The sequence below is a fragment of the Mesorhizobium sp. PL10 genome (assembly GCF_053714315.1).
Genome location: NZ_JBSKBR010000001.1, coordinates 488,304 through 510,800, shown reverse-complemented (window position 1 = coordinate 510,800; position 22,497 = coordinate 488,304). Strand labels below are relative to the sequence as shown.

Genomic DNA, 22,497 nt, shown 5'->3' with positions numbered 1-22,497 from the left:
GATGCTATAGCGGGATGGAGCGGTCGTCGGCAAAGGCCTGCAGCAGCGCCCGCATCGGCAGGCCATGCGCCGGCGCCATCAGATTGTCGGCGAAGAAGGCCTCCAGTTCCTCCAGCGGCAGTTCGGTCAGCATCGCCTTGACCGGACCGATCGAGGCCGGTGACATCGAGATCGAACGGTAGCCCAGGCCGATTAGCGCCATGGCGGATATGGGTTTGCCGGCAAGTTCGCCGCACAGCGTCACCGGCGTGTGATTGCGCGCGCCGGCGTCGGCAATTTGCTTCAGCACCCTGAGGAACGGCGCCGACAGCGTGTCGAAGCGGTTGGACAGCTGCGTGTTGCCGCGATCGACCGCCATGACGAACTGGAACAGATCGTTGGAGCCGACCGAGACGAAATCGACCGCCTTCATCAGATCGTCGAGCTGGAACAGCAGCGACGGCACTTCCAGCATGGCGCCGAGCTTGAGGCTCGTCGGCAGATGATGGGCAAAGCGCGAGAGGTGCCTGACCTCACGGTCGATGATTTCGCGCGCCTGGGCGATTTCGCCGAGTTCCGTCACCATCGGCAGCATCAGCTTCAATTCGCGCCCGCCGCAGGCTTTGAGCAGAGCGCGGATCTGCGTCCTGAGAAGGCCCGGCCGGTCGAGCGTCAGGCGGATCGCCCGCCAGCCGAGCGCCGGGTTTTCTTCCTGGATGGCGCCCTTGAAGTAGGGCAGCACCTTGTCCCCGCCAATGTCGATGGTGCGGAAGGTGACCGGCTTGCCGCGCGCCGCGTCGAGCACGTCGCGGTAGAGTTTCTCCTGCGCCTCGGCGCGCGGGAAGGTCGAGGCGACCATGAACTGCAGTTCGGTGCGGAACAGGCCGATGCCGGCCGCACCCGCTTCGGCCAGCTGCGGCAGATCGACGGCGAGGCCCGCATTCATCAACAGATCGACCTGGACGCCGTCCTTGGTTACAGACGGCTTTTTACGCAGTTCCCTGTAGACTTCCTGCCGGCGCGCCCGGAAGCGGACCTTTTCGGCATAGGCGGCTTCGAGATCCGGCTGCGGCCGCAGATGGATCGTGCCTTCCTCGCCGTCGACGATGATGGCGTCGCCGTTTTCCGCCATGGAAACGGCACCCTTCATCTGGCCGGCGACCGGAATACCCATGGCGCGGGCTACGATGACGACGTGGCTGGTGGCGGCCCCGTCTTCGAGCACCACGCCGCGCAGCTTGTCCCGGGGATAATCGAGCAATTCGGCCGCGCCCATCGAACGGGCGACCAGGATGGCGTCCTTCGGCAAGGACGCCGCGACATCCTCCGGCCCGCGGCCCATCAGCTGGCGCAGCAGGCGGTTAGCGAGATCGTCGAAGTCGCTCATCCGTTCGCGCAGATAAGGGTCGGTCATGTGCAGCATGCGGGCGCGCATGTCGCTCTGCACCTTTTCCACCGCCGCTTCCGCCGTCAGGCCGTTGCGGATCGCCTCTTCCAGCCGCCGCACCCAGCCGCGGTCGTTGGCAAACATGCGATAAGCTTCGAGCACCTCGCGATGCTCGCCCTCGAAGGCGACATCGCGACGCTCCAGCATGTCATCGATGGAAAGTCGCAGCGATCCAAGCGAGGTTTCCAGCCGGCGCACCTCCTCCTCGCTGTCCTCGTTGAACAGATTGGTGACGACGATGCGCGGCTCGTGCAGCACGACATGGCCGAGGCCGACGCCGTCGTTGAAGGACAGGCCGGTGAAGCTGACGGGACGGCGCAGGTCGAGTTCGAGGCCGGGCCGGGTGAGCCGGGCGAGATCGCCGGTGGCGATCATCTCGGCGATCACCATGGCGGTCGTTTCAAGCGCCTCGACCTCGTCGTCGCGATAGTGGCGCATCGTCTTGTTCTGCACCACGAGCACGCCCAGCGTGCGCCCGGCCCTCAGCACCGGCACGCCGAGGAAGGAATTGTAGATCTCTTCGCCGGTCTCGGGCAGGTAGGCGAAGGCCGGATGTTCCTGCGCGTTGGAGAGGTTCAGCGGCCGCGCACTGGCGGCAATGGTGCCGACCAGGCCTTGTCCCAGCCGCAGCTGAGACAAATGGACGGCGTTCGGGTTCAGACCTTCGGTGGCGTAGAGTTCGAGCACCGAATCGGCGCGCAGCACATAGAGCGAGCAGACTTCGGCGACCATGTTGGAGGCGATGTCGCGCACGATCCGGTCGAGCCGCTCCTGCGGCTCCAGCGGCTCCTGCATGAGCTCGCGGAGCCGTTTCAGCAGAACGCGCGGGCCACTGGCCGTATCACGCATCGCGGCTTCTTCTCCAATGGGCATTTTGCCCGCCGCAGTTTCCACTGCGACCGGCGCACACGCAACAACTCAAATCGTTCTCGCTACTGCTTATCCAGACCGTAGACGGAATGCAAAGTGCGAACCGCCAGTTCGGTGTAGGGACCGTCGATCAGTATCGAAATCTTGATCTCGGAGGTGGTGATGGCCCGGATGTTGATGGCCTTGTCGGCCAGCGCCTTGAAGGCCGTGGCGGCCACGCCGGCATGGCTGCGCATGCCGATGCCGATGACCGAGACCTTCGACATGCCGGCTTCCGACTGCACCACATCGTAGCCGATCGAAGCCTTCAGGCGCTCGAGTACGGCCAGCGCCTTGTCGACGTCGCCGGACGGCACGGTAAAGGTCATGTCGGTGAACTTGCCGTCCTCGGAGATGTTCTGGACGATCATGTCGACATTGATGTTGGCCTCGGCCAGCGGGCCGAAAATGCCGGCGGCAACGCCCGGGCGGTCGCCGACGCGGCGCAGCGAAATCTGCGCTTCGTCCTTGGCGTAGGCAATTCCGGTGACGACCTGCTGTTCCACGATCTCTTCCTCGTCGCAAATGAGCGTTCCCGGAGGATTGAGCAAATCCCCCATTCCGGGCGCATCGGGATCGTCGAAGGACGACCGCACGAAAGTACGCACCCTGTGCACCATGGCAAGCTCGACCGACCGCACCTGCAGCACCTTGGCGCCAAGCGAGGCCATTTCGAGCATTTCCTCGAACGAAATCTTGCCCAACCGCCGCGCCTTGGGTTCGATGCGCGGATCGGTGGTGTAGACTCCGTCGACATCGGTGTAGATGTCGCAGCGATCGGCCTTGACCGCGGCTGCGATGGCCACCGCACTCGTATCGGAGCCGCCGCGGCCGAGCGTGGCGATGCGGTTGTCCGGCCCGATGCCCTGGAAGCCGGCGACGACTGCCACCTGGCCCTCCCCGAAGCGCTTGATCAGAAACGCGCCGTCGATGTCGAGGATGCGCGCCGCGCCATGCGCGTTGTCGGTCTTGATCGGGATCTGCCAGCCCTGCCAGGAGCGGGCATGCACGCCCATATTCTGCAGCGTGATCGCCAGAAGGCCGGCGGTGACCTGTTCGCCCGAGGCGACGACGGCGTCGTATTCGCGCGCGTCATGCATCGGCGAGGCTTCGCGCGTCCAGCCGACCAGTTCATTGGTCTTGCCGGCCATAGCGGAAACCACGACAGCCACCTCATGGCCGGCATCGACCTCGCGTTTGACGTGACGCGCCACGTTGCGGATGCGGGCGATGTCGGCGACGGAGGTTCCGCCGAATTTCATCACGATGCGCGCCATGGAAGCGAAATGCCTTTGACTGAAGCCGGCCGGGGGCCGTAAGGGGAAGAAACGTCCGGCAGAAGCCGGTCGCCGAATGCGCGCCTCCTTAGCCAAATGATCACGGTTTCGCAAGGCTGGCCACGGATTGCCGGCTTGAGGACGGCGGCATATTGCGTTCCGCCCCGCCGCCGCTTACCAAATGCTGCCTGCGGGGAACTCCTTTTGGTCCGGCATATCAAATGATTGCTCGTCTTCGACGTGCCATGCGATGGCAATCGCTGCCGCTTTTCATCGGCTTCGCCGTACTGGGGTTGATCGTCGGCACGCGCGCCGTTCTGGTCGAGGGCCAGAGGGCCAACCGCGAAGCGGCGCGCCAGGCAATCGATTACCAGGAATCGCTTTCGGGCCTGCTTTCGCTGGCGCAGGACGCCGAGACCAACCAGCGCGGCTATCTCCTGACCGGCGAGAAATCCTACCTCCAGTCCTATCGGCAGGCGGTCGAGGCCATTCCGGGCCAGCTTGCCCGCATCGACAGCAGGACCTTGGCGGACGATGAACTCGTCCAGCAGGTCAATCGCATCAAGGACGCGCTTTCGCTGAAACAGGCTGAACTGGCGCAGACGATTGCCCTTTACGATCGCGGCGATGCGGCGAAAGCGCTGGAACTGGTGCGCAGCGGCCAGGGCAAGGCCGCGATGGACCAGATCCGGGCCAGCATGGACACGATCCGGCGCATCGGGGGCGCGGCCATCGCTGCCCGCGACGAACATACCGACCGGGTTGAAAGCTGGCTGCGTATCGGATCGCTGGCGGCCTTGCTGGCGATCTTCCTGCTTGGCGCCTACACGATCCGGCTGTCACGCCGCCGCTTCCGCGACGTCCTCGTCGCCCAGGAAGAGCTGATGCGCAAGAACATCGAACTCGGCAACGAGATCAGGACGCGCGAAACAGCCGAAGCGCAGATCCGCCAGATGCAGAAGATGGAGGCGGTCGGCCAGCTGACCGGCGGTATCGCCCACGATTTCAACAACATGCTGGCGGTGATCATCAGTGCGATGAACCTCGCCCAGCGCAAGCTCGCGCGCGGCGAGCACGACATCGCGAAATTCATCGAAGCCGCGACCGACGCGGCGACCCGGGCCGCCAATCTGACAGCCCGGCTGCTCGCCTTCTCGCGCCAACAGCCTTTGGCGCCGCAAGTGGTCGACACCAATCGTCTGGTTACCGGAATGTCGGACCTGTTGCGGCGCGCGCTCGGCGAAACCATCCGCATCGAAACCGTGCTGGCCGGCGGTCTGTGGAAAACCCATGCCGATCCGAGCCAGATCGAGAACGCCATCCTCAACCTGGCGGTCAACGCCCGCGATGCCATGGACGACAATGGCAAGCTGACCATCGAGACCGCCAACAGCCATCTCGACGACAGCTACGCCACCACCCATGCCGACGTCAAAGCCGGCCAGTATGTGATGATCGCGGTCAGCGACACCGGCGAGGGCATGCCGGCTGACGTCATGGCCAAGGCGTTCGAGCCGTTCTTCACCACCAAGCCGGTCAACAAGGGCACCGGCCTGGGGCTGAGCCAAGTGTTCGGCTTCGTCAAGCAGTCGGGCGGCCACGTCAAGATCTATTCCGAACCCGGCGAAGGCACGACGATCAAGATCTATCTGCCGCGTTTCTTCGGCACGGAAGAGGCTGTCTTGCCCACAGGGCGAGGCGACAATCCCGCCGCCATCACCGAGACGATCCTTGTCGTCGAGGACGACGCCCTCGTGCGCGCTTCGACCACGGATGCGCTACGCGAACTCGGCTACACCGTCATCCATGCCGGCAGCGGCCAGGAAGCGCTGCAGAAACTGGCGGACAATCCAGGTGTCGCACTTCTGTTCACCGACATCGTCATGCCGGTGATGAACGGCCGCAAGCTCGCCGAGGAAGCGCTTGCGCGCCTGCCGCAGCTGAAGGTGATCTTCACCACCGGCTTCACCAAGAACGCCGTGGTCCACAATGGCGTGCTCGACCATGATGTGCATTTCCTGGCCAAGCCCTTCACCATCGAGCAACTGGCAGCAAAACTGCGCGACGTGCTGGACGCGAAGTAGCCGTACCGGAAACGCTCAGGGCGAAGCAGCCGTGGCTGTCCACAGGCCGGGATAAGTGACGACAAAGCCGGCCGGCGAGACTACGAGGATATCCTCGTAACCGAACATCGGCGCGGCATAGGCATAGCGGCCTTCATCGAGCCGCTGGTAGCTCTGCTCAAGACGCGTCAGCCTGAATTCGGGAAACGTCAGATAGGCGGCCGGCGCGGGCCTTGCCTGACCGACGCCGAGGTCGAACCGGCGGATCGCCAGAAGGTTCGATGCCGGCGTGAAACCGAGATCGACGTCGACCAGGCCTGCGACCTCCGGCTGGATGTCGCCGTTCAGCGTCCACTGGCCGGCATCCCGTTCTATGACATAACGCAGCTCGCGCAGTCCGAGAAAGCCATCGACCCGTGCCGCCCTTGTCTCCCAGCCAGCATCGCAGACCACCTCATAGGCAAGGCAGCATGGCTTGTCGTTCTGGACGAAAATGGCCTGCCCCCTAAGGCTGTAGCCGTCCGTGATCTGCGAAAGCTGGCAGGAATCGTGGCCCTCCACATCCAGCCGACGCCAGAGAATCGACGCTGGCGTTGATGTCATGGATCCACTCCGTCGAATTCGAATTCAAAAACGATGCTCCTCTTTCGCGTGGCATGCCAACCGTGTTTCATCGCGGCGTTCGGTAACTGACATGCCCCTGACAGAGCGCGCCACTTTGTCAGCACGGAAAATTGTTGCCTTGACATTCGCGGCCTCACACCCGACTTCCTAGCGCTCCCAAGCAATTCCAGGAAAAGTGGGAACCGATTTTCCGTCCGAAATTGCGTCAGAATAAAAGAGCTCTAGGAGACCCGCCCATGCCAGAGCCCCGTCGATCGACGATCGATGCTGGAGAAGTCGAACGCTTCTCAGCCCTTGCCGCCGAATGGTGGAATCCGAACGGCAAATTCCGTCCGCTGCACAAGTTCAATCCGGTTCGGCTGGCCTATATCAGGGACCAGGTGGCGGCGCGTTTCGGCCGTGACCCGCGGGCGGCTCGGCCGTTCGAAGGCCTGCGCTTTCTCGATATAGGCTGCGGCGGCGGGCTGTTGTGCGAGCCGATGGCCAGGCTTGGTGCCGAAGTGGTCGGCGCCGACGCATCGGCAACCAACATCGAGGTAGCCAAGCTGCACGCGGCCGAAGGCGGCGTGACGGTGGATTATCGCGCAACGACGGCAGAAGACCTTGCCGGTGCCGGCGAGAAATTCGACGTCATCCTCAACATGGAAGTGGTCGAGCATGTCGCCGACATCGACCTGTTCATCGGCAAATGCGCCGAGATGGTGAAGCCCGGCGGCATCATGTTCGTGGCCACCATCAACCGCACGCTGAAGGCGCTCGGTCTCGCCATCATCGGCGCCGAATATGTGCTGCGCTGGCTGCCGCGCGGCACCCACCAGTTCGGCAAGCTGGTGCGGCCGGAAGAGCTGGAAAAGGCGCTCGGCAGCGCCGCCATGACCGTCATCGACCGCACCGGCGTCATCTACCACCCGCTCGCCGACCGCTGGCAGCGTTCCAAGGACATGGACGTCAACTATATGGTGCTGGCCGAGAAAGGGTCGGTCTGACCACTTACGCCTTCTGGCTCTCACGCTTCTGGCTTTGCGCCTTGGTGGTGATGATCACACCGATGGTGATGATCACCGCGCCGGCCCAGGTCAGCAGGTGATAGTGCTCGCCGAGGAAGATCGTGCCGGCAAACAGGCCGACGGCCGCCGCCACATAGCCGATCTGGCTGAGATAGACCGGTCCGCCCACCGCCTGCAGCCGGAAGAAGAAAGCAAACATCGCCGAGGCTGAGGCGACCTGAGCGACGACGACCAGCGGCACGCTGGCGAGCGGGGCGAAGGCACTGAGGCCGAACAGCACGAGAATGCCGATCAGCAACAGCGTTGCCGAAGCCAGATGGCTGCCGACGGCAAGTTCGATTGGGCCGGTGCCTTCAGGCCAGTCCACGGTGCGGTAGATGTTGCCGGCGGCAAGGCTGACCGGGATCAGCAGCCCAACCACCACCCACAAGAAATCAGCCGGCTGGCCGGCCTCGCCGCGCGTCACCGCCACCATGACCGCGCCGATGAAGCCGACGGCGATGCCGACGATGCCGAGCATGCTGGGCCGCCGGACGCGCAGCAGGATCGAAAACACCAGCGTGATGACTGGCGACAACGTGAACATGATGCCGGTGTAGCCGGCGCCGAGATGCGGGATGGCCGAGAACATCAAGAGATTTGGCGCGGCATAGGACACGGCCGCGGTGATGAAGAAATAGCGCAGCCTGTGCGGGGTGAGCCGCATGCGCTGGCCACTGGAGAGCAGCGCGCACAACAGGACACCGCCGGCGCCGAACGAGATGACGAAGGCCCAGACCATGGCCGGAACGCCGGCAGCCGTCGCCAGCTTGCCGAACGGAAGCGTCAGGCCGAGCAGGCCGCCGGTGACCACCAGCAGGCCGAGCGCCGATTCCCAGATAAGTCTCATCGGATGGTCCCGTCCACTCACTTGCGAAATTGGCACTTGCGGCATTCGGCTCGTCCTGTATCTTCAGGTAAGATAACGCAAAGATTCTTAACGTCAAGATATCTAACGGAGAGACAAATGGATCGCGCGGCAAAGGCGGTCGAGCAGTGGACACGGGAACGGCCGGACCTGAATGTTTCGCCGATGCTGGTGCTTGGGCGATTGAACGAAGCCTCGTCACTGATCGCCCGCGAACGCCTTGCGCCGCTGTTCGCCCGCTTCGGGCTGCAGGCCGGAGAATTCGACGTTCTGGCGACACTGCGCCGTTCCGGATCGCCACACACGCTGACGCCGACCGCGCTCTACGAGGCGACGATGGTGACATCGGGCGCCATGACCAACCGGCTCGACCGGCTGGAAAAGGCCGGACTGATCCTGCGCGGCCCCCACCCCAACGACCGGCGCGGCATTGTGGTGCAGCTCACGGAAAACGGTCTGGCCTTGATCGATGAGGCCCTGACCGCCCACGTCGCCAACGAGCATGAAATCCTCGCCGGCCTGACGCAAACCGAGCGCGAGACACTGGCTCATCTGCTTGGCAAATTGATCGACAGCGCGAGCTGATCAGTCAGTTCCGCTCGTCCGGAAAGCTCGGGATCGGCATGAACTCGACGCCGTCCTCGGCCAGGCTCTTGGCTTCGTCCAGCGTCGCCTCGCCATAGATGCCGCGCGCATCGGTTTCGCCGAAATGGATCTTGCGCGCTTCCTCGGCGAATTTATCGCCGACATAGTCGGCATTCTCGCGCACCTTGTCGGCCATCGCCTTCAACTGCGCCAACGCCTGCTTCTGCGCTTCGCCCATGGCCAGCGCGATTGTTTCCTGCTTGCGCGCCGTGGAGACGGCCGGCGCCATCAGCGCCTTTTGCACCTTGTGCGAACCGCAGGTCGGGCAATCGACAAAGCCACGCTTCTTCTGCGTATCGAAATCGTCATTGCTGCGAAACCAGCCCTCGAACTCGTGCTCATGCTCGCAGACCAGGGCAAAGCGTATCACGAAGCCGCGCCCCTGAGCCGCGGCGCCTGGGCCGTGCCGGCATTGACGGCAAAATCGCGCGCGTTCTTGAGGTTGGGGATTTTTTTGCGCGCGGCCGACGACTGTGCGGTGTCGATCTCGGCGACGATCACGCAAGGCTCGGCATGTGCCGCCTCGGCGATGATGCGGCCCCATGGATCGACGATCAGCGAATGGCCATAGGTCTCGCGCCCGTCCTCATGCAGGCCACCCTGGGCCGCGGCGACGACATAGGCGCCGTTCTCAATGGCGCGCGCCCGCAATAGCACATGCCAATGTGACTCGCCGGTCTGGCGGGTGAAGGCGGCGGGCACCGACAAAAGATCGGCGCCGGCCAGCGCTTCGGCGCGGAACAGCTGCGGAAAGCGCAGGTCGTAGCAGACGGCAAAGCCCAGCCTGGCGCCGTCGATCTCTGTGACGACGGCCTCGGTGCCCGGCTCATAGGCGGCGGATTCGCGCCAGCTCTCGCCATTGTCGAGATCGACATCGAACATGTGGATCTTGTCGTAGGTGGCAAGCTTGGCGCCGTCCGGTCCAAACAGCAGCGCCCGGTTGGCGAGCTTGCCGTCGGCGCGCAGGATGGCAGTCGAGCCGATATGCAGGAAGACGCCGAGTTCGCTGGCGAGCTTGCGCGCGATCGAAACGACGATGTCCTTGTCTTCCGAGGTGAACGAGGCAGCCCTGGCTTCCTTGTCGCGGATCAACGCGCCGGTCATTTCCGGGGTCTGGATGTAGGTTGCGCCGAGGCTTGCCGCCTCACGCACCAGCCGCTCCAGATCGACCGCGTTGCGCTCGGGGCTTTCGCCCGAACGCATCTGGATCGCCGCCGCCTTGAAAACACCCATAGTTCTATCCTTGTGTCGTCGAGCCCAATGTCGTCGAGCCGTCGGCAAGCAGCCTGTCCAGCTGCCCCCGCGCCTCCAGTTCGTGGAGTTCGTCGGAACCGCCGACATGCGTGTCGCCGATGAAAATCTGTGGAAAGGTGGTTCGCCCATGCGCCCGCGAAATCATTTCCTGGCGCAATTCCGGCGAAAAGGAAGCGTCATGCTCGGTGTAGGCGACGCCCTTGCGGTCGAGCAGCCGCCTGGCCGCCGCGCAATAGCCGCACATCATGCGGGTGTAGATCGTCACATCGAGCATCAGTCTGCAATCCTGTCCTTCCCTGATCTTATATAGTCGCGGACTCCTCGGCCCGAAAGTCCCCCGGCAGGACACGCGCGAAGGTCAGGACGTCAACCGCTGCTGCGCCGCTCTTTTTCAGTGCCTTGGCGACCGAGCGCACGGTGGCGCCGGTGGTGTAGACATCGTCGACCAGAAGCACGCGGCGGCCGGCGATCTCGATTTCCGCTTCCGTGGGTACACGGAAGGCAGCACGCACATTATCCTCGCGCTCGTGCCGCTCCAGCCCGACCTGCTGGCGCGTGAGCTTGACGCGCCGGATCGCCGAGGGTGAGAAAGGCACCCCGCTGAGCTGCGCGACCGCCCTTGCGAGTTCCGCCGACTGATTGAACTGCCGCCTGAAAAAGCGCCGCCAGTGCAGCGGCACCGGCACGACGACATCGGCGTCCGCGATCAGTTCGGCGCCGGCGCGCAGCATCCAGCGCGCCATCCATGGCGCGAGATCGGTGCGGTCCTGGTATTTCAGCCCCTGCACCATCTGGCGGGCGACGCCCGAATAGGCCACGGCCGCCCGCGCCCGCTCGAAAGGCGGCGGATCGGCGATCGCTTCGGCCGATAGGAACCCCTCGCCCATGTCGTGGGTGAATGGCGTGCCCATCACCGCGCACCATGGCCGCTCCAACAGCCTGAGCTTGGGCCAGCAGGCGCCGCATAAAACGCCGGGCTGAGAGACATGCCTGCGGCAGCCGGCGCAGACCGGCGGGAACAGCACCCGCGCCGGCCAGTCCAACATCGTTTGAGCGAGGCTCTTGATCTCCATCACCGGATCGGCCACGTGGTTTGTCGTCCGCGCCACTTTTATCACAAGGCGGACAAACAGGGATGTTTGCCTTGCAGCCCATCATCGATACAGAGCTCTGGCTGGCACACAAGCGCCGGGCATTGGGCCATCCCCTGGCCGGCGCCGATTTTCTGATGCGGCGGGCAGCGGAAGACCTTGCGGACCGGCTCGGCGCGGTCGAACGCAAATTCGGCAAGGCCGCCGTGCTGTTTTGCCAGACGCCGGACGCAACGGACGTGGTTGCCGCAAGCGGCAAGGCAGCGGAGATCGTGCGCGTCGAGGCTGACGCGGCGTTTCTGGCCGACCGGCCAGGGCTGGTCGCACCGCCCGAGACCGTGCCGTTTCCGCCGGAAAGCCTGGATCTCGCCGTCTCGCTGCTGTCACTGCAGGCGATGAACGACATTCCAGGCATGCTGGTGCAGATCCGCCGCTCTCTGCGGCCCGACGGGCTTTTCCTAGGTGCCTTCGCCGGCGCCGGCACGCTTTCCGAACTGCGCGAAAGCCTGCTCGCCGCCGAGACCGAGCTTTATGGCGGCGCCAGCCCGCGTGTCATCCCCTTCACCGATGTCCGCGATGCCGGCGCGCTGCTGCAGCGCGCCGGCCTTGCACTGCCGGTGGCCGACGTCGAAACGGTGACCGTGCGCTACGATACTCTTTTCGACCTCATCGCCGATCTCAGGGCGATGGGCGAAACCAGTGTGCTGACCGATCGCAGCCGGCGGCCGGGTGCGCGAAAGCTGTTTGCCCGTGCCGCCGAAATCTATGCCGAACGTTTTTCGGACGCCGATGGCCGGATCAGGGCAAGTTTCTCTGTCGTCTGGATGTCGGGCTGGGCGCCCGATGCCTCGCAGCAAAAGCCCTTGAAACCGGGCTCGGCGAAGGTCTCGCTGAAGACGATACTGGAAAATCCCGGCGGGCGGTGACGCCGCTCCGGATCAGTGCTCGGCGAAGGCGTTGGCAAGCTTGCTGTTGGTGTCGCTGAACAGAAACTGGATCGCATTGCTGACCCTACCGACGCCGCCGACGATGGCAAGCGACAGCACGGCGACGATCAGGCCATACTCAATGGCCGTGGCGCCAGTCTCGTCTTCCAAAAATCGCTGCAACAATGTCTTCATGATCGTCGATCCCTCTTGTCACGACCATACCGCCGACCCGTTAAGAAAGGTTAACGGCACAAGCTTAACAGGCGATGAAACGGGGCCTGCGTTAAGGAAATCAATAAGCTTTTGTTGACCTTCTTTCTCAGCAGTCGCCGCTGCGCCGGCCGTCGGCGCGGATGATGCAGACCGAACTGGGTGAGGGCTGCAGCACGCTTCTGCGCAGCGTATAGGTGGCGCGCGAACCGACCGAGCCGGTGCTCATCGTGTCCAGGCCGCTTGCAAGAGCATCGCGGCTGGAAGATCGCGTCTGTTTGTCGAGGACGGGGACCGCAATCAGCGCCAGCGCCACCGCGGCCGAACCGAACAACAGCGTGATGCGCAATACGCTGATGCCGGCATTGGCGGCTCGAAAGCTGCGATCCGGCCGGATCGAGTCCCATTCCCTGTCGAGGCTCATGCAATCGCTCCCGGCGAATCCGCTTTGCCGCAATTTTTCACGACGAGATAAATCTTCCATTAACGCTAGCTACATCAGCCGGCGAAACGGTTGAGATCACAGTAGGTCGATGAGGAACTGGATCAGCGGTGCGTCGGCCGGCGGCATCGGGTAGTCGCGCATCTGCTTTGGCCGGACCCATTTCAACGCCTGCCCCTCTTTCGGCTGCGCGATACCGCGAAAGCGGCGACAGACGAACAGTGGCATCAAGAGATGGAAATCATCATAGGAATGGCTGGCAAAGGTGAGCGGCGCCAGGCAGGGTATGTCGGTCTCGATGCCGATCTCTTCCTGCAGCTCGCGGATCAGGCATTCTTCCGGCGTCTCGCCAGGCTCGACCTTGCCGCCCGGAAACTCCCACAGGCCGGCAAGTTGCTTGCCCTCCGGCCGCTGCGCCAAAAGCACGCGGCCATCGGTATCGACCAGCGCGCAGGCGGCGACCAGGAGCAGGCGTTTGCCGGTGAGAATCTGGCTCATGCTCCCGGGGGCCGTCGATAGTGGTAGCGATAGACTTCCTCGAATTCCAGCGAGCGATAGAGCGCCAGTGCCGGCGCGTTGCCGGCCTCGACCTGCAGCCAGGCTTCCCGCGCACCGCGCAGCCTGGCCCATTTCAGCGCCGACAGGATCAGGTTGCGGCCATGGCCCTTGTTGCGCGCCGACTTGTCGGTAGCGATCTCGAACAGGCCGGCAAGATCGCCGTCATGAACGCAGATCAGCACCGCCAGCGGGTCGGCCCCCTCCTCGAGCGCAAACAGTCCGACCTCGGGTTGAATCGCGCCGATGATTTCCGAAAGACCTGGCCGTAGCGATGCATCCGAGCCGCTGACCTTGAGCGACGCACCAAGAAAGCGGCTGATATCCTTCAGCGGAATCTGGTCCATGGCCGGCGCCAGCTGCGCGTCCGCCAGCGGCAGCCGCATCACCAGCGATTCGTCGAATGTGCTCCAGCCCTCATTGTCGAGATGCCTGGCCAGGTCCGGCCCCGACAGCGGCGAGATGCGGAAGGTCAGCGGCCTGCCATAGGCGTCGAAGCGCCGGCTGGCGCGGCCGATGCGCTCGGCAATGTGCTGGGTGTCGCCGGGATCGAGCGGGTTGACCGAGTTCAGCCGCTTGGCCGGATGACCGGCCGTCAGCCGCACCACCCAGGTGCCGTCATAGTGGACGGCCGCGGCTGGCCAGGCGCGAAAACCCGCCGCCTCGTAGCGGCGCACGATGGCGAGCATGCTTGCCGGATGCCTGGAAGCCAATTTCATCAGCTCCGGTAGTCGCCATTGATGGCGACATATTCCTTGGTGAGATCGCAGGTCCACACCGTCGCCTTGCCGCGGCCGATACCGATATCGGCGCGGATGCGGATGTCGTCGCGCTTCATATAGGCCGAGGTCGCTTCCTCGGAGTAGCCGGGGTCGCGTTCGCCTTCATGCGCCAGACGGTTGTCGCCGAACCAGATCGACAGGCGGTCGCGGTCGGCCGGCTCGCCGGCCTTGCCGACGGCCATGACGACGCGGCCCCAATTGGCGTCCTCGCCGGCAACCGCCGTCTTGACCAGCGGCGAATTGGCGATCGACAGCGCGATGCGCTTGGCCGAGCGCGCCGATTTCGCGCCGGTGACGGTGACTTCGACCTGCTTGCGGGCGCCCTCGCCGTCGCGCACCACTTGCAGCGCCAGCGATTTCAGCACCTTGCCAAGTGCGCGGCGGAAGGCGCCGAGGCGCGCGTCCTTTGGATCGCTGATGGCGGGCGCACCGCGCTTGGCGGCAGCACCGGTGGCGAACAACAGCAGCGTGTCGCTGGTCGAGGTGTCGCTGTCGACGGTGACCGCATTGAAGGTCTTGGTCGTGCCGCGCGACAACAAATCCTGCAACACGGGGGCGGCGATCGGCGCGTCGGTGGCGATGAAGGACAGCATCGTCGCCATGTCGGGCGCGATCATGCCGGCGCCCTTGGAAATGCCGTTGATGATGACGTCGGCGTCGCCGAGCTTGACCGTCGCGGTCGCCACTTTCGGATAGGTGTCGGTGGTCATGATGGCCTTGGCCGCTTCGGTCCAAAGGTCTGGCTTGCCGTCCTTGACCAGTCCGGCCAGCAAATGGCTGAATTTGGTGGTGTCGAGCGGCTCGCCGATGACGCCGGTGGAGGCGAGGAACACTTCGCCTGGCGTGCAGCCGGCGGCCTTGGCCGCCGCCTCTCCGGTCAATTGGGTGGAGGCGCGGCCCTTCTTGCCGGTAAAGGCGTTGGCATTGCCGGAGTTGACGACCAGCACCCGCGCCTTGCCGGCGCCGAGGTTCTGCCGGCAGAAATCGACCGGCGCCGAGGGGCATTTCGATTTCGTGAACACGCCGGCGACAGCGGTGCCGGCATCGAACACCATGGCCAGGAGGTCGGTGCGGTTCTTGTATTTGATCCCGGCCTCGGCGGTGGCGATGCGTACGCCCTCAATGGCAGGCATTTTGGGATATTTCTTCGGCGCGAGCGGCGAAATCGTTGCGGACATTGGGGACCTCGGGCGACGGAAAACGCTGGGGAAGGCCGGTTTGCCCGATACCACGGCCCGGCGCAAGGGCGTTTTCTTGGCCTTCGGCGTCGGCAAGCCACCTTGGATTAAGCTTGCATTTCAAATCCGTTGGCGTCACCGCGGCCTCTGGCGTTATGATATCGGCCATGGGCAGGCTGGTTATCTTGGCAGTGGCGTTTATGGGGCTTTTGCTCCTGAGCGCCGATGCGCAGCCGGAACGGCGCGTGGCGCTGGTCATCGGCAACGGCACCTATGCCGAAGCCGGTACGCTCGCCAATCCGGTCAACGATGCAACAGACATCGCCGGCAAGCTGCGCTCGATCGGCTTCGACGTCATCGAGGGCAACGACCTCGGCAAGCGTGAGCTTGAGCGCAAGATCGGCGAATTTTCCGATGCGCTGGAAGGTGCGGGCGTGGGGCTTTTCTACTACGCCGGCCACGGCCTGCAGGTCGAAGGGCGCAACTATATCGTGCCGGTCGACGCCCGCCTCGACATGCCGGTGAAGCTGCAGCTCGAAGCCGTGCCGATCGACGAAGTCCTCGACATCATGGAGCAGCAGACCAAGGTCAGCCTGGTGTTCCTCGATGCCTGCCGCAACAATCCCTTTGCCCGCAGCCTGAGCCGCACCGCCACGACGCGCTCGGCGACGGCGCTTGCCGGCCTGGCGCAGTTCGATTCGACGCGCGGCTCCTTCATCGCCTTCTCGACGGCCCCAGGTGCTGTTGCCATGGACGGAACAGGACGCAATTCGCCGTTTGCCGCCGCCCTGCTGCGGCACATGGCCCAACCCGGCCAGAGCATCAACGACATGATGATCGCGGTGCGCCGCGATGTAGTCTCCGAAACCCGCGAGGGACAGCGCCCCTGGGAACAGGGTTCGCTGCTCGAGCGGTTCGAGTTCGTGCCTGGCGGCGAAACGGTGGCGCAGCCGAAGCCTGCCGTCGCCGCGGCGCCCGAAACAAAAGTCGCGGCACTCGAACGATCCGTCGGCGACGACAAGACCGCGATCGAGAAATTCCTGCGCGACGACTATCTGGCGCCCGATGCCGCAGCGATCGGCGAAACGGTCAAGCGGCTCTATGCTCCTTCCGCCACCATCTTCGGCACGCGCTATGACAGCGACGCCGTCGTCAAGCTCAAGACTGACTGGTTCGCGCAATTTGCATCCTGGTCGTTCGGTCTCGAGCCCGGCAGCCTCGAAGTGATACCGCAGGGCGAGGACCGCGCTGAAGCCGCGTTCGCGATGAGCTATGACTATGTGTCGAAAGACAAATCGGCGGCACGCATGACCGGCAAGGCTCGAGTTACGCTTGGGCTGGTGAAGAGCGGCGGCCAATGGCGGATCGCCTCGGAAACCTCGCAAGCGATGAACTGATCGCTGTCGAGGGCGAGCCTCGGGCATGCGCCCTCCTGCCCCAAAGCGTATCTGCTGCCCCGCGATTCCCGACTTCCACACTATCGCTTGAAACGGGCCGTTTCGTTTGACTGCCGTCTCACCTATATTGCCGGCGAATTGTTGGCGAGGACAGACATGGGCGAGGATCCGGCGCGCAGATCGATAGGGGCGCGGCGCAACCCAGACAGCGCCGAGGCCATTCTCGAGGCTGCGGAGGCAGTGCTGGTCGAGGCCGGCTATGCCGGCTTTTCCATTGAAGCCGTCGCGCGACGTGCACGCGCCGGCAAACCCACGATCTATCGTTGGTGGCCGAGCAAGGCGGCCTTGCTGCTGGAGGTCTACAAGCGGCAAAAGCGCGTCTCCGTGCCCGATACCGGTAATCTCGAAGACGATATCGTCGGTTTCCTTCAAAACCTCTTCTCGCACTGGCGCGACACATCTTCGGGCAGCGTGTTCCGCTCGCTGATCGCCGAAGCGCAGTCCGATAAAGCGGCGGCCATGGCCCTGACTGGCTATGCCGATGGACGTCGGTCCCACACCGCCCGGATCATCGAGCGCGCCAAGGCGCGAGGCGAGGTTGCGGCCGATATCGATGCAGCGCGGGTCGCCGACCTCATGGCTTCCTATGCCTGGAAACACCTTTTGACCAACCGTCTCGACGAAGACGAGGTTACAATCCGTACCACCGTCCGCTATGTGATATCTGGCATCTCTCGCTAATCGCTGACTTATCGCCGGGGGGCGACTTGACCGAAAACGCGTTGCCAATTCTGCCCGTCAGCCTGGTCATCGTTTCCGACTATCTGACACCCGATGGCGATGAAGAACTGCGTCGGGCAGTGCGCGCCTATGCGCAGGATGCGCGTGGCGTGCCCGGTGAAATCATCATCATGCTGCCGCATGGCCACGCATCGTCGATCGAAGCCGAACTGTCCGACAAACCGGCCTTTTCCTGCCCTTCGGTGATCGTCGCGTCGCATGACAGCGACGAGTCCTCGCAACTGAAAGATGCCGCGCTGGTCTATTGCCGCCATGACCTCGTCGCCGTCGTCGAGGCCGATTGCCTGACGCGGCCCGGATGGCTGGCGATCCTCTACGAAGCTTTCGAGAGGAACCCGAAGATCGATGCGGTTTCCGGTCGTACCATTTATGACCAAGACACCATGATGATGCGGGTGATGTCGCTGCTCGATCGCGGCTTCATCGAACGCCGCAACCGCAAAGGCCAGATCATCCATGTCAGCAACAACGGCGCTCTGTACCGGCGGCCGGTTCTCGAGCACTACCGCTTCGAAGCCGACCACGGACCTTTCGTCTCCTCGCATCTGCGGCAGCATGCGATGTTGAAGGATGGCGTGGCGATGGAGGTAGCCACCGAGGCGGTCTCGATCCATGCCTATGAGGGGCTGGGCTTCATCTGGGACGTCAGGCGCAACAAGGGCTACCAATTCGCGCGCATGGATTTGCTGACGAAGGGCCGACGTTCGAGGCTGGGCCTCGCCTGCCGGGCGGTGAGAACGTCCTTCAAGGAAAACCGGCAGACGGCGCAGGCCGTCGGCACGGCGTTTTGCCGCTGGACAGACTGGCCGCTGTTCTGGGCGATGATGCTCCTGGTGCGCATCCCCGAATTCACCGGTGCCCTTGCCGCAGGCGATCCGGCGGCGTTCAAGGCTTCCACCCACTATCGCTGACTTCCGCCAGCCAAGGCTCGAAACGAAAAGGGCGCCAAACGGCGCCCTTTTGCATGCTTTTCGATGCTGGCCTACTTGCCGGCTTCCATCGTGTCGACAGCCTTCTTCAGATTGGCGTCGGGGATTTCGACCTTGGCGGCGCCGCGCAGCTGCTTGACCAGCGCGAAGTACTTGTCGCGGATAACCGCCTGCTTGGCCTGGTCCTTGACGTCGTCGAACGCCGGCGGTTGCTTGACGCGCTTGTCCTCGAGCTTGATGACGTGCCAGCCGAACTGCGACTGCACCGGCTCCTTGGTGTATTTGCCGACGTCGAGCGCGAATGCCGCCTTGTCGAACTCAGGCACCATCTGGCCAGGTCCGAACCAGCCGAGATCGCCGCCATTGGTCTTTCCGGAGGGATCGCTGGTGTGCTCGTTGGCGAGCTTCTGGAAATCGGCGCCTCCGTCGAGCTGCTTGATGATCGCCTCGGCCTCTTCCTTCGTCTTCACGAGGATGTGACGGGCATGAACCTCATTGACCGGCGGCGTGCTGGCGATTTCCTGGTCGTAGCGGGCGCGCACCTCGGCGTCGGTGACCTTGTTGACGACGCCCTTCTCGACCATCTCACCATGCAGCGCGCGCTGCTGCAGGAACGCCATGCGGCGCTGGAATTCAGGATCCTTGTCGAGCCCGGTAGCGACCGCCTGGGCGGCCATGACGCGGATTTCGATGGCCGCCGAAAGGGCGGCGGCGCGGCGCTGCTCGGGCGGCAACTGCGCGAACTGCTGCGACAGCTCACCCTCCGCAAGCCCAAGGTCCGCCTCGGTCAGCTTCTCGCCATTGACGGTGGCGACGACCGCGTTGGGATCGACGGGTGCGGCGGCCGGCGCGGCAGCATCGGCCGGGGCGGGTGCGGCTTCCTGCGCCATGACAGGCGACAGCGAAAGAGCCGACAGGCCGAAGACCAGGCCAAGGCTGGCGAGCGACGCACGGCGAAACAGTAAGGACATCAAGATTAACTCCAAGGGGGATTGGTCGGGCTTGCAGATCAGCCGGATTGTGGCGGAATTTGGCGCTGCCCATGGGGCTAACGCGGCGTTGACATCAGTTGAGCCCCCTCTTATCTGTCCAACGACTTTGCGTCCAGAACCGTTTTCCGGGCGCTTTTTGCGTTTGTCTGCGTTTCACGCGGAATTGATGGGGCCGGCCGGCGTTCATCTCAAGATTGAGAATTCTATCGAAAGGACCATTGGATGGTCAGTCTCGGCGGTCTCGCCCGTAAGGTTTTCGGTTCCTCCAACGATCGTCGCGTCAAATCGACCCGCCCTCGCGTCGAGGCGATCAATGCCATGGAAAACGAGATGCGGGCATTGTCCGACGCCGACCTTCAGGCGCGTACGGAGAAATTTCGCCAGGACTTCGCCAACGGCGCCACGCTCGATGACCTCCTGGTGCCAGCCTTCGCCACCGCGCGCGAGGCGTCCCGCCGTGTGCTTGGCATGCGCCCATTCGACGTGCAGCTGATCGGCGGCATGGTGCTGCATAATGGCGGCATTGCCGAAATGCGCACCGGCGAAGGCAAGACTCTGGTCGCCACCCTTCCGGTCTATCTCAACGCGCTGGCCGGCAAGGGCGTCCATGTCGTCACCGTCAACGACTACCTCGCCACGCGCGACTCCGAATGGATGGGCCGCGTCTACAAATTCCTCGGCCTCTCGGTCGGCGTCATCGTCCACGGTCTGTCCGACGAGGAGCGCCGCGTCGCTTACGCCGCCGATGTCACCTACGCCACCAACAACGAGCTCGGCTTCGACTATCTGCGCGACAACATGAAGTATGAGCGCGCCCAGATGGTACAGCGCGGCCACAATTACGCGATCGTCGACGAGGTCGATTCCATCCTTGTCGACGAGGCGCGCACGCCGCTGATCATTTCCGGTCCGCTCGAGGACCGTTCGGAAATGTACAACACCATCGACGCCTTCATGCTGCAGCTCGGCCCGGCCGACTACGAGATCGACGAGAAGCAGAAGACCTCGATCTTCACCGAGGAAGGCACCGAGAAGCTGGAAAACCTGCTGCGCGCGGCCGGTCTGCTCAAGGGCGAGTCGCTCTATGACGTCGAAAACGTCGCCATCGTTCACCACGTCAACAACGCGCTGAAGGCGCACCGGCTGTTCCAGAAGGACAAGGACTACATCGTCCGCAATGGCGAGATCGTCATCATCGACGAGTTCACCGGCCGCATGATGCCGGGACGCCGCTATTCGGAAGGCCTGCACCAGGCGCTCGAAGCCAAGGAGCATGTCGCGATCCAGCCGGAAAACCAGACGCTGGCCTCCGTCACCTTCCAGAACTATTTCCGCCTTTACAAGAAGCTGTCCGGCATGACCGGTACGGCGCTGACCGAGGCCGAGGAGTTCGGCAACATTTACGGCCTCGAAGTCACCGAGATTCCGACCAATCTGCCTGTCATCCGCAAGGATGAGGACGACGAGGTCTACCGGACGGTCGAGGAGAAGTACAAGGCGATCGTCAAGGAGATCAAGGAAGCGCGCGCCAAGGGCCAGCCGACGCTGGTCGGCACCACATCCATTGAAAAATCCGAGCAGTTGGCCGAGCGCCTGCGCAAGGAAGGGTTCAAGGATTTCGAGGTGCTGAACGCCCGCCACCACGAGCGCGAGGCGGCCATCGTCGCCCAGGCCGGAAAGCCCGGCGCCATCACCATCGCCACCAACATGGCCGGACGCGGCACCGACATCAAGCTCGGCGGCAACGCCGAGATGCGCATCGAGGACGAACTGGGCGACATGCCTGCGGGCCCCGAGCGCGAGGCGCGCGAAAAGGAAATCAATGCCGATGTCGAACGCCTGAAGGAAAAGGCGCTGGCCGCCGGCGGCCTCTACGTGCTCGCCACCGAGCGCCATGAATCGCGCCGCATCGACAACCAGCTCCGCGGCCGTTCAGGCCGCCAGGGCGACCCTGGCCGTTCGAAATTCTTCCTGTCGCTGCAGGACGATCTGATGCGCATCTTCGGGTCCGAGCGCATGGACGGCATGCTGCAGAAGCTCGGCCTCAAGGAAGACGAGGCGATCATCCATCCGTGGATCAACAAGGCGCTGGAAAAGGCGCAGAAGAAGGTCGAGGCGCGCAACTTCGACATCCGCAAGAACCTGTTGAAATACGACGACGTCTCGAACGACCAGCGCAAGGTGGTGTTCGAGCAGCGCATCGAATTGATGGACGGCGAAGGCCTGTCCGAAACGATCGCCGAGATGCGCGAAGGCGTCATCGAGGAGATCGTCACCAAGAACATCCCGGAAAACGCCTATGCCGAGCAGTGGAACGTCGCCGGCCTCAAGGCCGAAGTCGCCGAGTTCCTCAATCTCGATCTGCCGGTCGAGGACTGGGTCAAGGAAGAAGGCATTGCCGAGGACGATATCCGCGAGCGCCTGACCGAGGCCGCCGACGCTGCCGCCAAGGAGCGCGCCGAGCGTTTCGGCCCCGACGTGATGAGCTATGTCGAACGTTCCGTGGTGCTGCAGACGCTCGACCATCTGTGGCGCGAGCACATCGTCAACCTCGACCATCTGCGTTCGGTCGTCGGTTTCCGCGGCTACGCCCAGCGCGATCCGCTGCAGGAATACAAGGGCGAGGCGTTCGAGCTGTTCCAGGCGCTGCTCGGCAATCTGCGCCAGGCCGTCACCGCGCAATTGATGCGCGTCGAACTGGTCCGCCAGGCCGCCGAAGCCCCGCCTCCGGAAGCGCCGGACATGTTCGGCAGCCACATCGACGGCACCACTGGCGAGGACGACTTCCAGGGCGGCGAAACGGCGCTTCTGGTTCGCCAGGAGAGCAACGCCATCGTCGCTCCCGAAGACCGCGACCCGAACAACCAGGCAACCTGGGGCAAGGTCGGCCGCAACGAGGCCTGCCCCTGCGGCTCCGGCAAGAAATACAAGCACTGCCACGGCGCGTTTGCCTGACACCCCTTGCCTTCTCCCCGTTTACGGGGGTGAGGCGTGGTCCGCGCAGCGGACGAAAAGCCAATTGCTTGGCTTTTCGTACACGAGCGCCCGAAGCGGGAGCGAAGGGCTTGCCCGCAGGGCC

At 63.9% G+C, this 22,497-nt stretch carries 23 protein-coding genes; 8 read left to right on the top strand and 15 right to left on the bottom strand.

The annotated features are described in order from the left end of the window. Window positions 1-4 precede the first annotated feature (4 nt). Together ptsP and ACWGTO_RS02575 are read right to left on the bottom strand one after the other, a co-directional pair. Window positions 5-2,275, bottom strand: coding sequence for a phosphoenolpyruvate--protein phosphotransferase (ptsP, locus tag ACWGTO_RS02580; RefSeq protein WP_454573292.1), 2,271 nt, complete (start codon window positions 2,273-2,275; stop codon window positions 5-7). 83 nt (window positions 2,276-2,358) lie between these two features. Continuing rightward, window positions 2,359-3,612, bottom strand: a complete 1,254-nt coding sequence (locus tag ACWGTO_RS02575; RefSeq protein ID WP_454573291.1) for an aspartate kinase — start codon at window positions 3,610-3,612, stop codon at window positions 2,359-2,361. A 245-nt stretch (window positions 3,613-3,857) separates the two neighbouring features. Here ACWGTO_RS02575 and ACWGTO_RS02570 point away from each other — a divergent pair, with 245 nt between their 5' ends. Further along, a complete protein-coding gene (locus tag ACWGTO_RS02570; protein WP_454573290.1) occupies window positions 3,858-5,696 on the top strand; it encodes a CHASE3 domain-containing protein in 1,839 nt (612 codons plus the stop codon). Between the two features lie 15 nt (window positions 5,697-5,711). On the opposite strand, the gene ACWGTO_RS02565 is transcribed toward ACWGTO_RS02570, so the two are convergent. Beyond that, window positions 5,712-6,278, bottom strand: coding sequence for a putative glycolipid-binding domain-containing protein (locus ACWGTO_RS02565; RefSeq protein ID WP_454573289.1), 567 nt, complete (start codon window positions 6,276-6,278; stop codon window positions 5,712-5,714). A 257-nt stretch (window positions 6,279-6,535) separates the two neighbouring features. Here ACWGTO_RS02565 and ubiG point away from each other — a divergent pair, with 257 nt between their 5' ends. Further along, on the top strand, window positions 6,536-7,285 hold the full coding sequence (gene ubiG, locus ACWGTO_RS02560; RefSeq protein ID WP_454573288.1) for a bifunctional 2-polyprenyl-6-hydroxyphenol methylase/3-demethylubiquinol 3-O-methyltransferase UbiG: 750 nt from the start codon (window positions 6,536-6,538) through the stop codon (window positions 7,283-7,285). Between the two features lie 4 nt (window positions 7,286-7,289). Here ubiG and ACWGTO_RS02555 read toward each other — a convergent pair whose 3' ends face one another. Further along, the gene (locus ACWGTO_RS02555) at window positions 7,290-8,195 is read right to left on the bottom strand and encodes a DMT family transporter (RefSeq protein WP_454573287.1); all 906 of its coding nucleotides are present in this window, start codon (window positions 8,193-8,195) and stop codon (window positions 7,290-7,292) included. A gap of 117 nt (window positions 8,196-8,312) precedes the next feature. Here ACWGTO_RS02555 and ACWGTO_RS02550 point away from each other — a divergent pair, with 117 nt between their 5' ends. After that, a complete protein-coding gene (locus ACWGTO_RS02550) occupies window positions 8,313-8,798 on the top strand; it encodes a MarR family winged helix-turn-helix transcriptional regulator (protein ID WP_454573286.1) in 486 nt (161 codons plus the stop codon). A 4-nt stretch (window positions 8,799-8,802) separates the two neighbouring features. Here the strand turns inward: ACWGTO_RS02550 and ACWGTO_RS02545 are convergent, their stop codons facing one another. Genes ACWGTO_RS02545 through ACWGTO_RS02530 form a run of 4 tightly spaced genes read right to left on the bottom strand, consistent with a single transcriptional unit; the run spans window position 8,803 to window position 11,200 of the window. After that, entirely contained in the window at window positions 8,803-9,228 is a 426-nt protein-coding gene (locus ACWGTO_RS02545) for a DUF1178 family protein (protein ID WP_454573285.1), read from the bottom strand. Then, window positions 9,225-10,091, bottom strand: coding sequence for a carbon-nitrogen hydrolase family protein (locus ACWGTO_RS02540; protein WP_454573284.1), 867 nt, complete (start codon window positions 10,089-10,091; stop codon window positions 9,225-9,227). Before ACWGTO_RS02540 ends, ACWGTO_RS02545 begins: the two co-directional genes overlap by 4 nt. Before the next feature lie 4 nt (window positions 10,092-10,095). Continuing rightward, window positions 10,096-10,386 carry a glutaredoxin 3 gene (gene grxC / locus ACWGTO_RS02535; protein WP_454573283.1) on the bottom strand — a complete coding sequence of 97 codons (291 nt, stop codon included), beginning with the start codon at window positions 10,384-10,386 and terminating at the stop codon, window positions 10,096-10,098. Window positions 10,387-10,414: 28 nt separating this feature from the next. Then, entirely contained in the window at window positions 10,415-11,200 is a 786-nt protein-coding gene (locus tag ACWGTO_RS02530; RefSeq protein ID WP_454573505.1) for a ComF family protein, read from the bottom strand. A 56-nt stretch (window positions 11,201-11,256) separates the two neighbouring features. Here ACWGTO_RS02530 and ACWGTO_RS02525 point away from each other — a divergent pair, with 56 nt between their 5' ends. Beyond that, window positions 11,257-12,129 carry a class I SAM-dependent methyltransferase gene (locus tag ACWGTO_RS02525; protein ID WP_454573282.1) on the top strand — a complete coding sequence of 291 codons (873 nt, stop codon included), beginning with the start codon at window positions 11,257-11,259 and terminating at the stop codon, window positions 12,127-12,129. Between the two features lie 12 nt (window positions 12,130-12,141). On the opposite strand, the gene ACWGTO_RS02520 is transcribed toward ACWGTO_RS02525, so the two are convergent. From ACWGTO_RS02520 to ACWGTO_RS02495, 6 genes are all read right to left on the bottom strand, one after another. After that, window positions 12,142-12,324 carry a Flp family type IVb pilin gene (locus ACWGTO_RS02520; protein WP_454573281.1) on the bottom strand — a complete coding sequence of 61 codons (183 nt, stop codon included), beginning with the start codon at window positions 12,322-12,324 and terminating at the stop codon, window positions 12,142-12,144. 127 nt (window positions 12,325-12,451) lie between these two features. Continuing rightward, window positions 12,452-12,766 carry a hypothetical protein gene (locus ACWGTO_RS02515; RefSeq protein ID WP_454573280.1) on the bottom strand — a complete coding sequence of 105 codons (315 nt, stop codon included), beginning with the start codon at window positions 12,764-12,766 and terminating at the stop codon, window positions 12,452-12,454. Between the two features lie 96 nt (window positions 12,767-12,862). After that, window positions 12,863-13,282, bottom strand: a complete 420-nt coding sequence (mutT, locus tag ACWGTO_RS02510; RefSeq protein WP_454573279.1) for an 8-oxo-dGTP diphosphatase MutT — start codon at window positions 13,280-13,282, stop codon at window positions 12,863-12,865. Further along, entirely contained in the window at window positions 13,279-14,028 is a 750-nt protein-coding gene (locus tag ACWGTO_RS02505; RefSeq protein WP_454573504.1) for a GNAT family N-acetyltransferase, read from the bottom strand. The genes mutT and ACWGTO_RS02505 overlap by 4 nt, the downstream gene beginning before the upstream one ends. A gap of 29 nt (window positions 14,029-14,057) precedes the next feature. Further along, window positions 14,058-15,299, bottom strand: a complete 1,242-nt coding sequence (gene argJ / locus ACWGTO_RS02500) for a bifunctional glutamate N-acetyltransferase/amino-acid acetyltransferase ArgJ (RefSeq protein ID WP_454573278.1) — start codon at window positions 15,297-15,299, stop codon at window positions 14,058-14,060. Further along, window positions 15,241-15,468, bottom strand: coding sequence for a hypothetical protein (locus ACWGTO_RS02495; RefSeq protein WP_454573277.1), 228 nt, complete (start codon window positions 15,466-15,468; stop codon window positions 15,241-15,243). The genes argJ and ACWGTO_RS02495 overlap by 59 nt, the downstream gene beginning before the upstream one ends. Between ACWGTO_RS02495 and ACWGTO_RS02490 the strand changes: the two genes are divergently transcribed. The 3 genes from ACWGTO_RS02490 (at window position 15,467) to ACWGTO_RS02480 (ending at window position 18,408) form a co-directional block, all read left to right on the top strand. Beyond that, entirely contained in the window at window positions 15,467-16,696 is a 1,230-nt protein-coding gene (locus tag ACWGTO_RS02490) for a caspase family protein (RefSeq protein WP_454573276.1), read from the top strand. The genes ACWGTO_RS02495 and ACWGTO_RS02490 overlap by 2 nt on opposite strands. Before the next feature lie 156 nt (window positions 16,697-16,852). Continuing rightward, the gene (locus ACWGTO_RS02485; protein ID WP_454573275.1) at window positions 16,853-17,437 is read left to right on the top strand and encodes a TetR/AcrR family transcriptional regulator; all 585 of its coding nucleotides are present in this window, start codon (window positions 16,853-16,855) and stop codon (window positions 17,435-17,437) included. A gap of 41 nt (window positions 17,438-17,478) precedes the next feature. Beyond that, window positions 17,479-18,408, top strand: a complete 930-nt coding sequence (locus ACWGTO_RS02480) for a glycosyltransferase (RefSeq protein ID WP_454573274.1) — start codon at window positions 17,479-17,481, stop codon at window positions 18,406-18,408. Between the two features lie 71 nt (window positions 18,409-18,479). Here ACWGTO_RS02480 and ACWGTO_RS02475 read toward each other — a convergent pair whose 3' ends face one another. Further along, window positions 18,480-19,397 carry a peptidylprolyl isomerase gene (locus ACWGTO_RS02475; RefSeq protein ID WP_454573273.1) on the bottom strand — a complete coding sequence of 306 codons (918 nt, stop codon included), beginning with the start codon at window positions 19,395-19,397 and terminating at the stop codon, window positions 18,480-18,482. A 243-nt stretch (window positions 19,398-19,640) separates the two neighbouring features. Here ACWGTO_RS02475 and secA point away from each other — a divergent pair, with 243 nt between their 5' ends. Then, window positions 19,641-22,373 carry a preprotein translocase subunit SecA gene (gene secA / locus ACWGTO_RS02470; protein WP_454573272.1) on the top strand — a complete coding sequence of 911 codons (2,733 nt, stop codon included), beginning with the start codon at window positions 19,641-19,643 and terminating at the stop codon, window positions 22,371-22,373. Window positions 22,374-22,497: the final 124 nt, after the last annotated feature.

Excerpts from the sequence above, each read along its gene's own strand:
- argJ (WP_454573278.1), bottom strand. The coding sequence starts at position 15,299 with ATGTCCGCAACGATTTCGCCGCTCGCGCCGAAGAAATATCCCAAAATG.
- ACWGTO_RS02575 (WP_454573291.1), bottom strand. The coding sequence starts at position 3,612 with ATGGCGCGCATCGTGATGAAATTCGGCGGAACCTCCGTCGCCGACATC.
- ACWGTO_RS02565 (WP_454573289.1), bottom strand. The coding sequence starts at position 6,278 with ATGACATCAACGCCAGCGTCGATTCTCTGGCGTCGGCTGGATGTGGAG.
- ACWGTO_RS02475 (WP_454573273.1), bottom strand. The coding sequence starts at position 19,397 with ATGTCCTTACTGTTTCGCCGTGCGTCGCTCGCCAGCCTTGGCCTGGTC.
- grxC (WP_454573283.1), bottom strand. The coding sequence starts at position 10,386 with ATGCTCGATGTGACGATCTACACCCGCATGATGTGCGGCTATTGCGCG.
- ACWGTO_RS02490 (WP_454573276.1), top strand. The coding sequence starts at position 15,467 with ATGGGCAGGCTGGTTATCTTGGCAGTGGCGTTTATGGGGCTTTTGCTC.
- ubiG (WP_454573288.1), top strand. The coding sequence starts at position 6,536 with ATGCCAGAGCCCCGTCGATCGACGATCGATGCTGGAGAAGTCGAACGC.
- ACWGTO_RS02520 (WP_454573281.1), bottom strand. The coding sequence starts at position 12,324 with ATGAAGACATTGTTGCAGCGATTTTTGGAAGACGAGACTGGCGCCACG.
- ACWGTO_RS02540 (WP_454573284.1), bottom strand. The coding sequence starts at position 10,091 with ATGGGTGTTTTCAAGGCGGCGGCGATCCAGATGCGTTCGGGCGAAAGC.
- ACWGTO_RS02550 (WP_454573286.1), top strand. The coding sequence starts at position 8,313 with ATGGATCGCGCGGCAAAGGCGGTCGAGCAGTGGACACGGGAACGGCCG.
- ACWGTO_RS02485 (WP_454573275.1), top strand. The coding sequence starts at position 16,853 with ATGGGCGAGGATCCGGCGCGCAGATCGATAGGGGCGCGGCGCAACCCA.
- ACWGTO_RS02570 (WP_454573290.1), top strand. The coding sequence starts at position 3,858 with ATGCGATGGCAATCGCTGCCGCTTTTCATCGGCTTCGCCGTACTGGGG.
- mutT (WP_454573279.1), bottom strand. The coding sequence starts at position 13,282 with ATGAGCCAGATTCTCACCGGCAAACGCCTGCTCCTGGTCGCCGCCTGC.
- ACWGTO_RS02495 (WP_454573277.1), bottom strand. The coding sequence starts at position 15,468 with ATGGCCGATATCATAACGCCAGAGGCCGCGGTGACGCCAACGGATTTG.
- ptsP (WP_454573292.1), bottom strand. The coding sequence starts at position 2,275 with ATGCGTGATACGGCCAGTGGCCCGCGCGTTCTGCTGAAACGGCTCCGC.
- ACWGTO_RS02555 (WP_454573287.1), bottom strand. The coding sequence starts at position 8,195 with ATGAGACTTATCTGGGAATCGGCGCTCGGCCTGCTGGTGGTCACCGGC.
- ACWGTO_RS02515 (WP_454573280.1), bottom strand. The coding sequence starts at position 12,766 with ATGAGCCTCGACAGGGAATGGGACTCGATCCGGCCGGATCGCAGCTTT.
- secA (WP_454573272.1), top strand. The coding sequence starts at position 19,641 with ATGGTCAGTCTCGGCGGTCTCGCCCGTAAGGTTTTCGGTTCCTCCAAC.
- ACWGTO_RS02505 (WP_454573504.1), bottom strand. The coding sequence starts at position 14,028 with ATGCTCGCCATCGTGCGCCGCTACGAGGCGGCGGGTTTTCGCGCCTGG.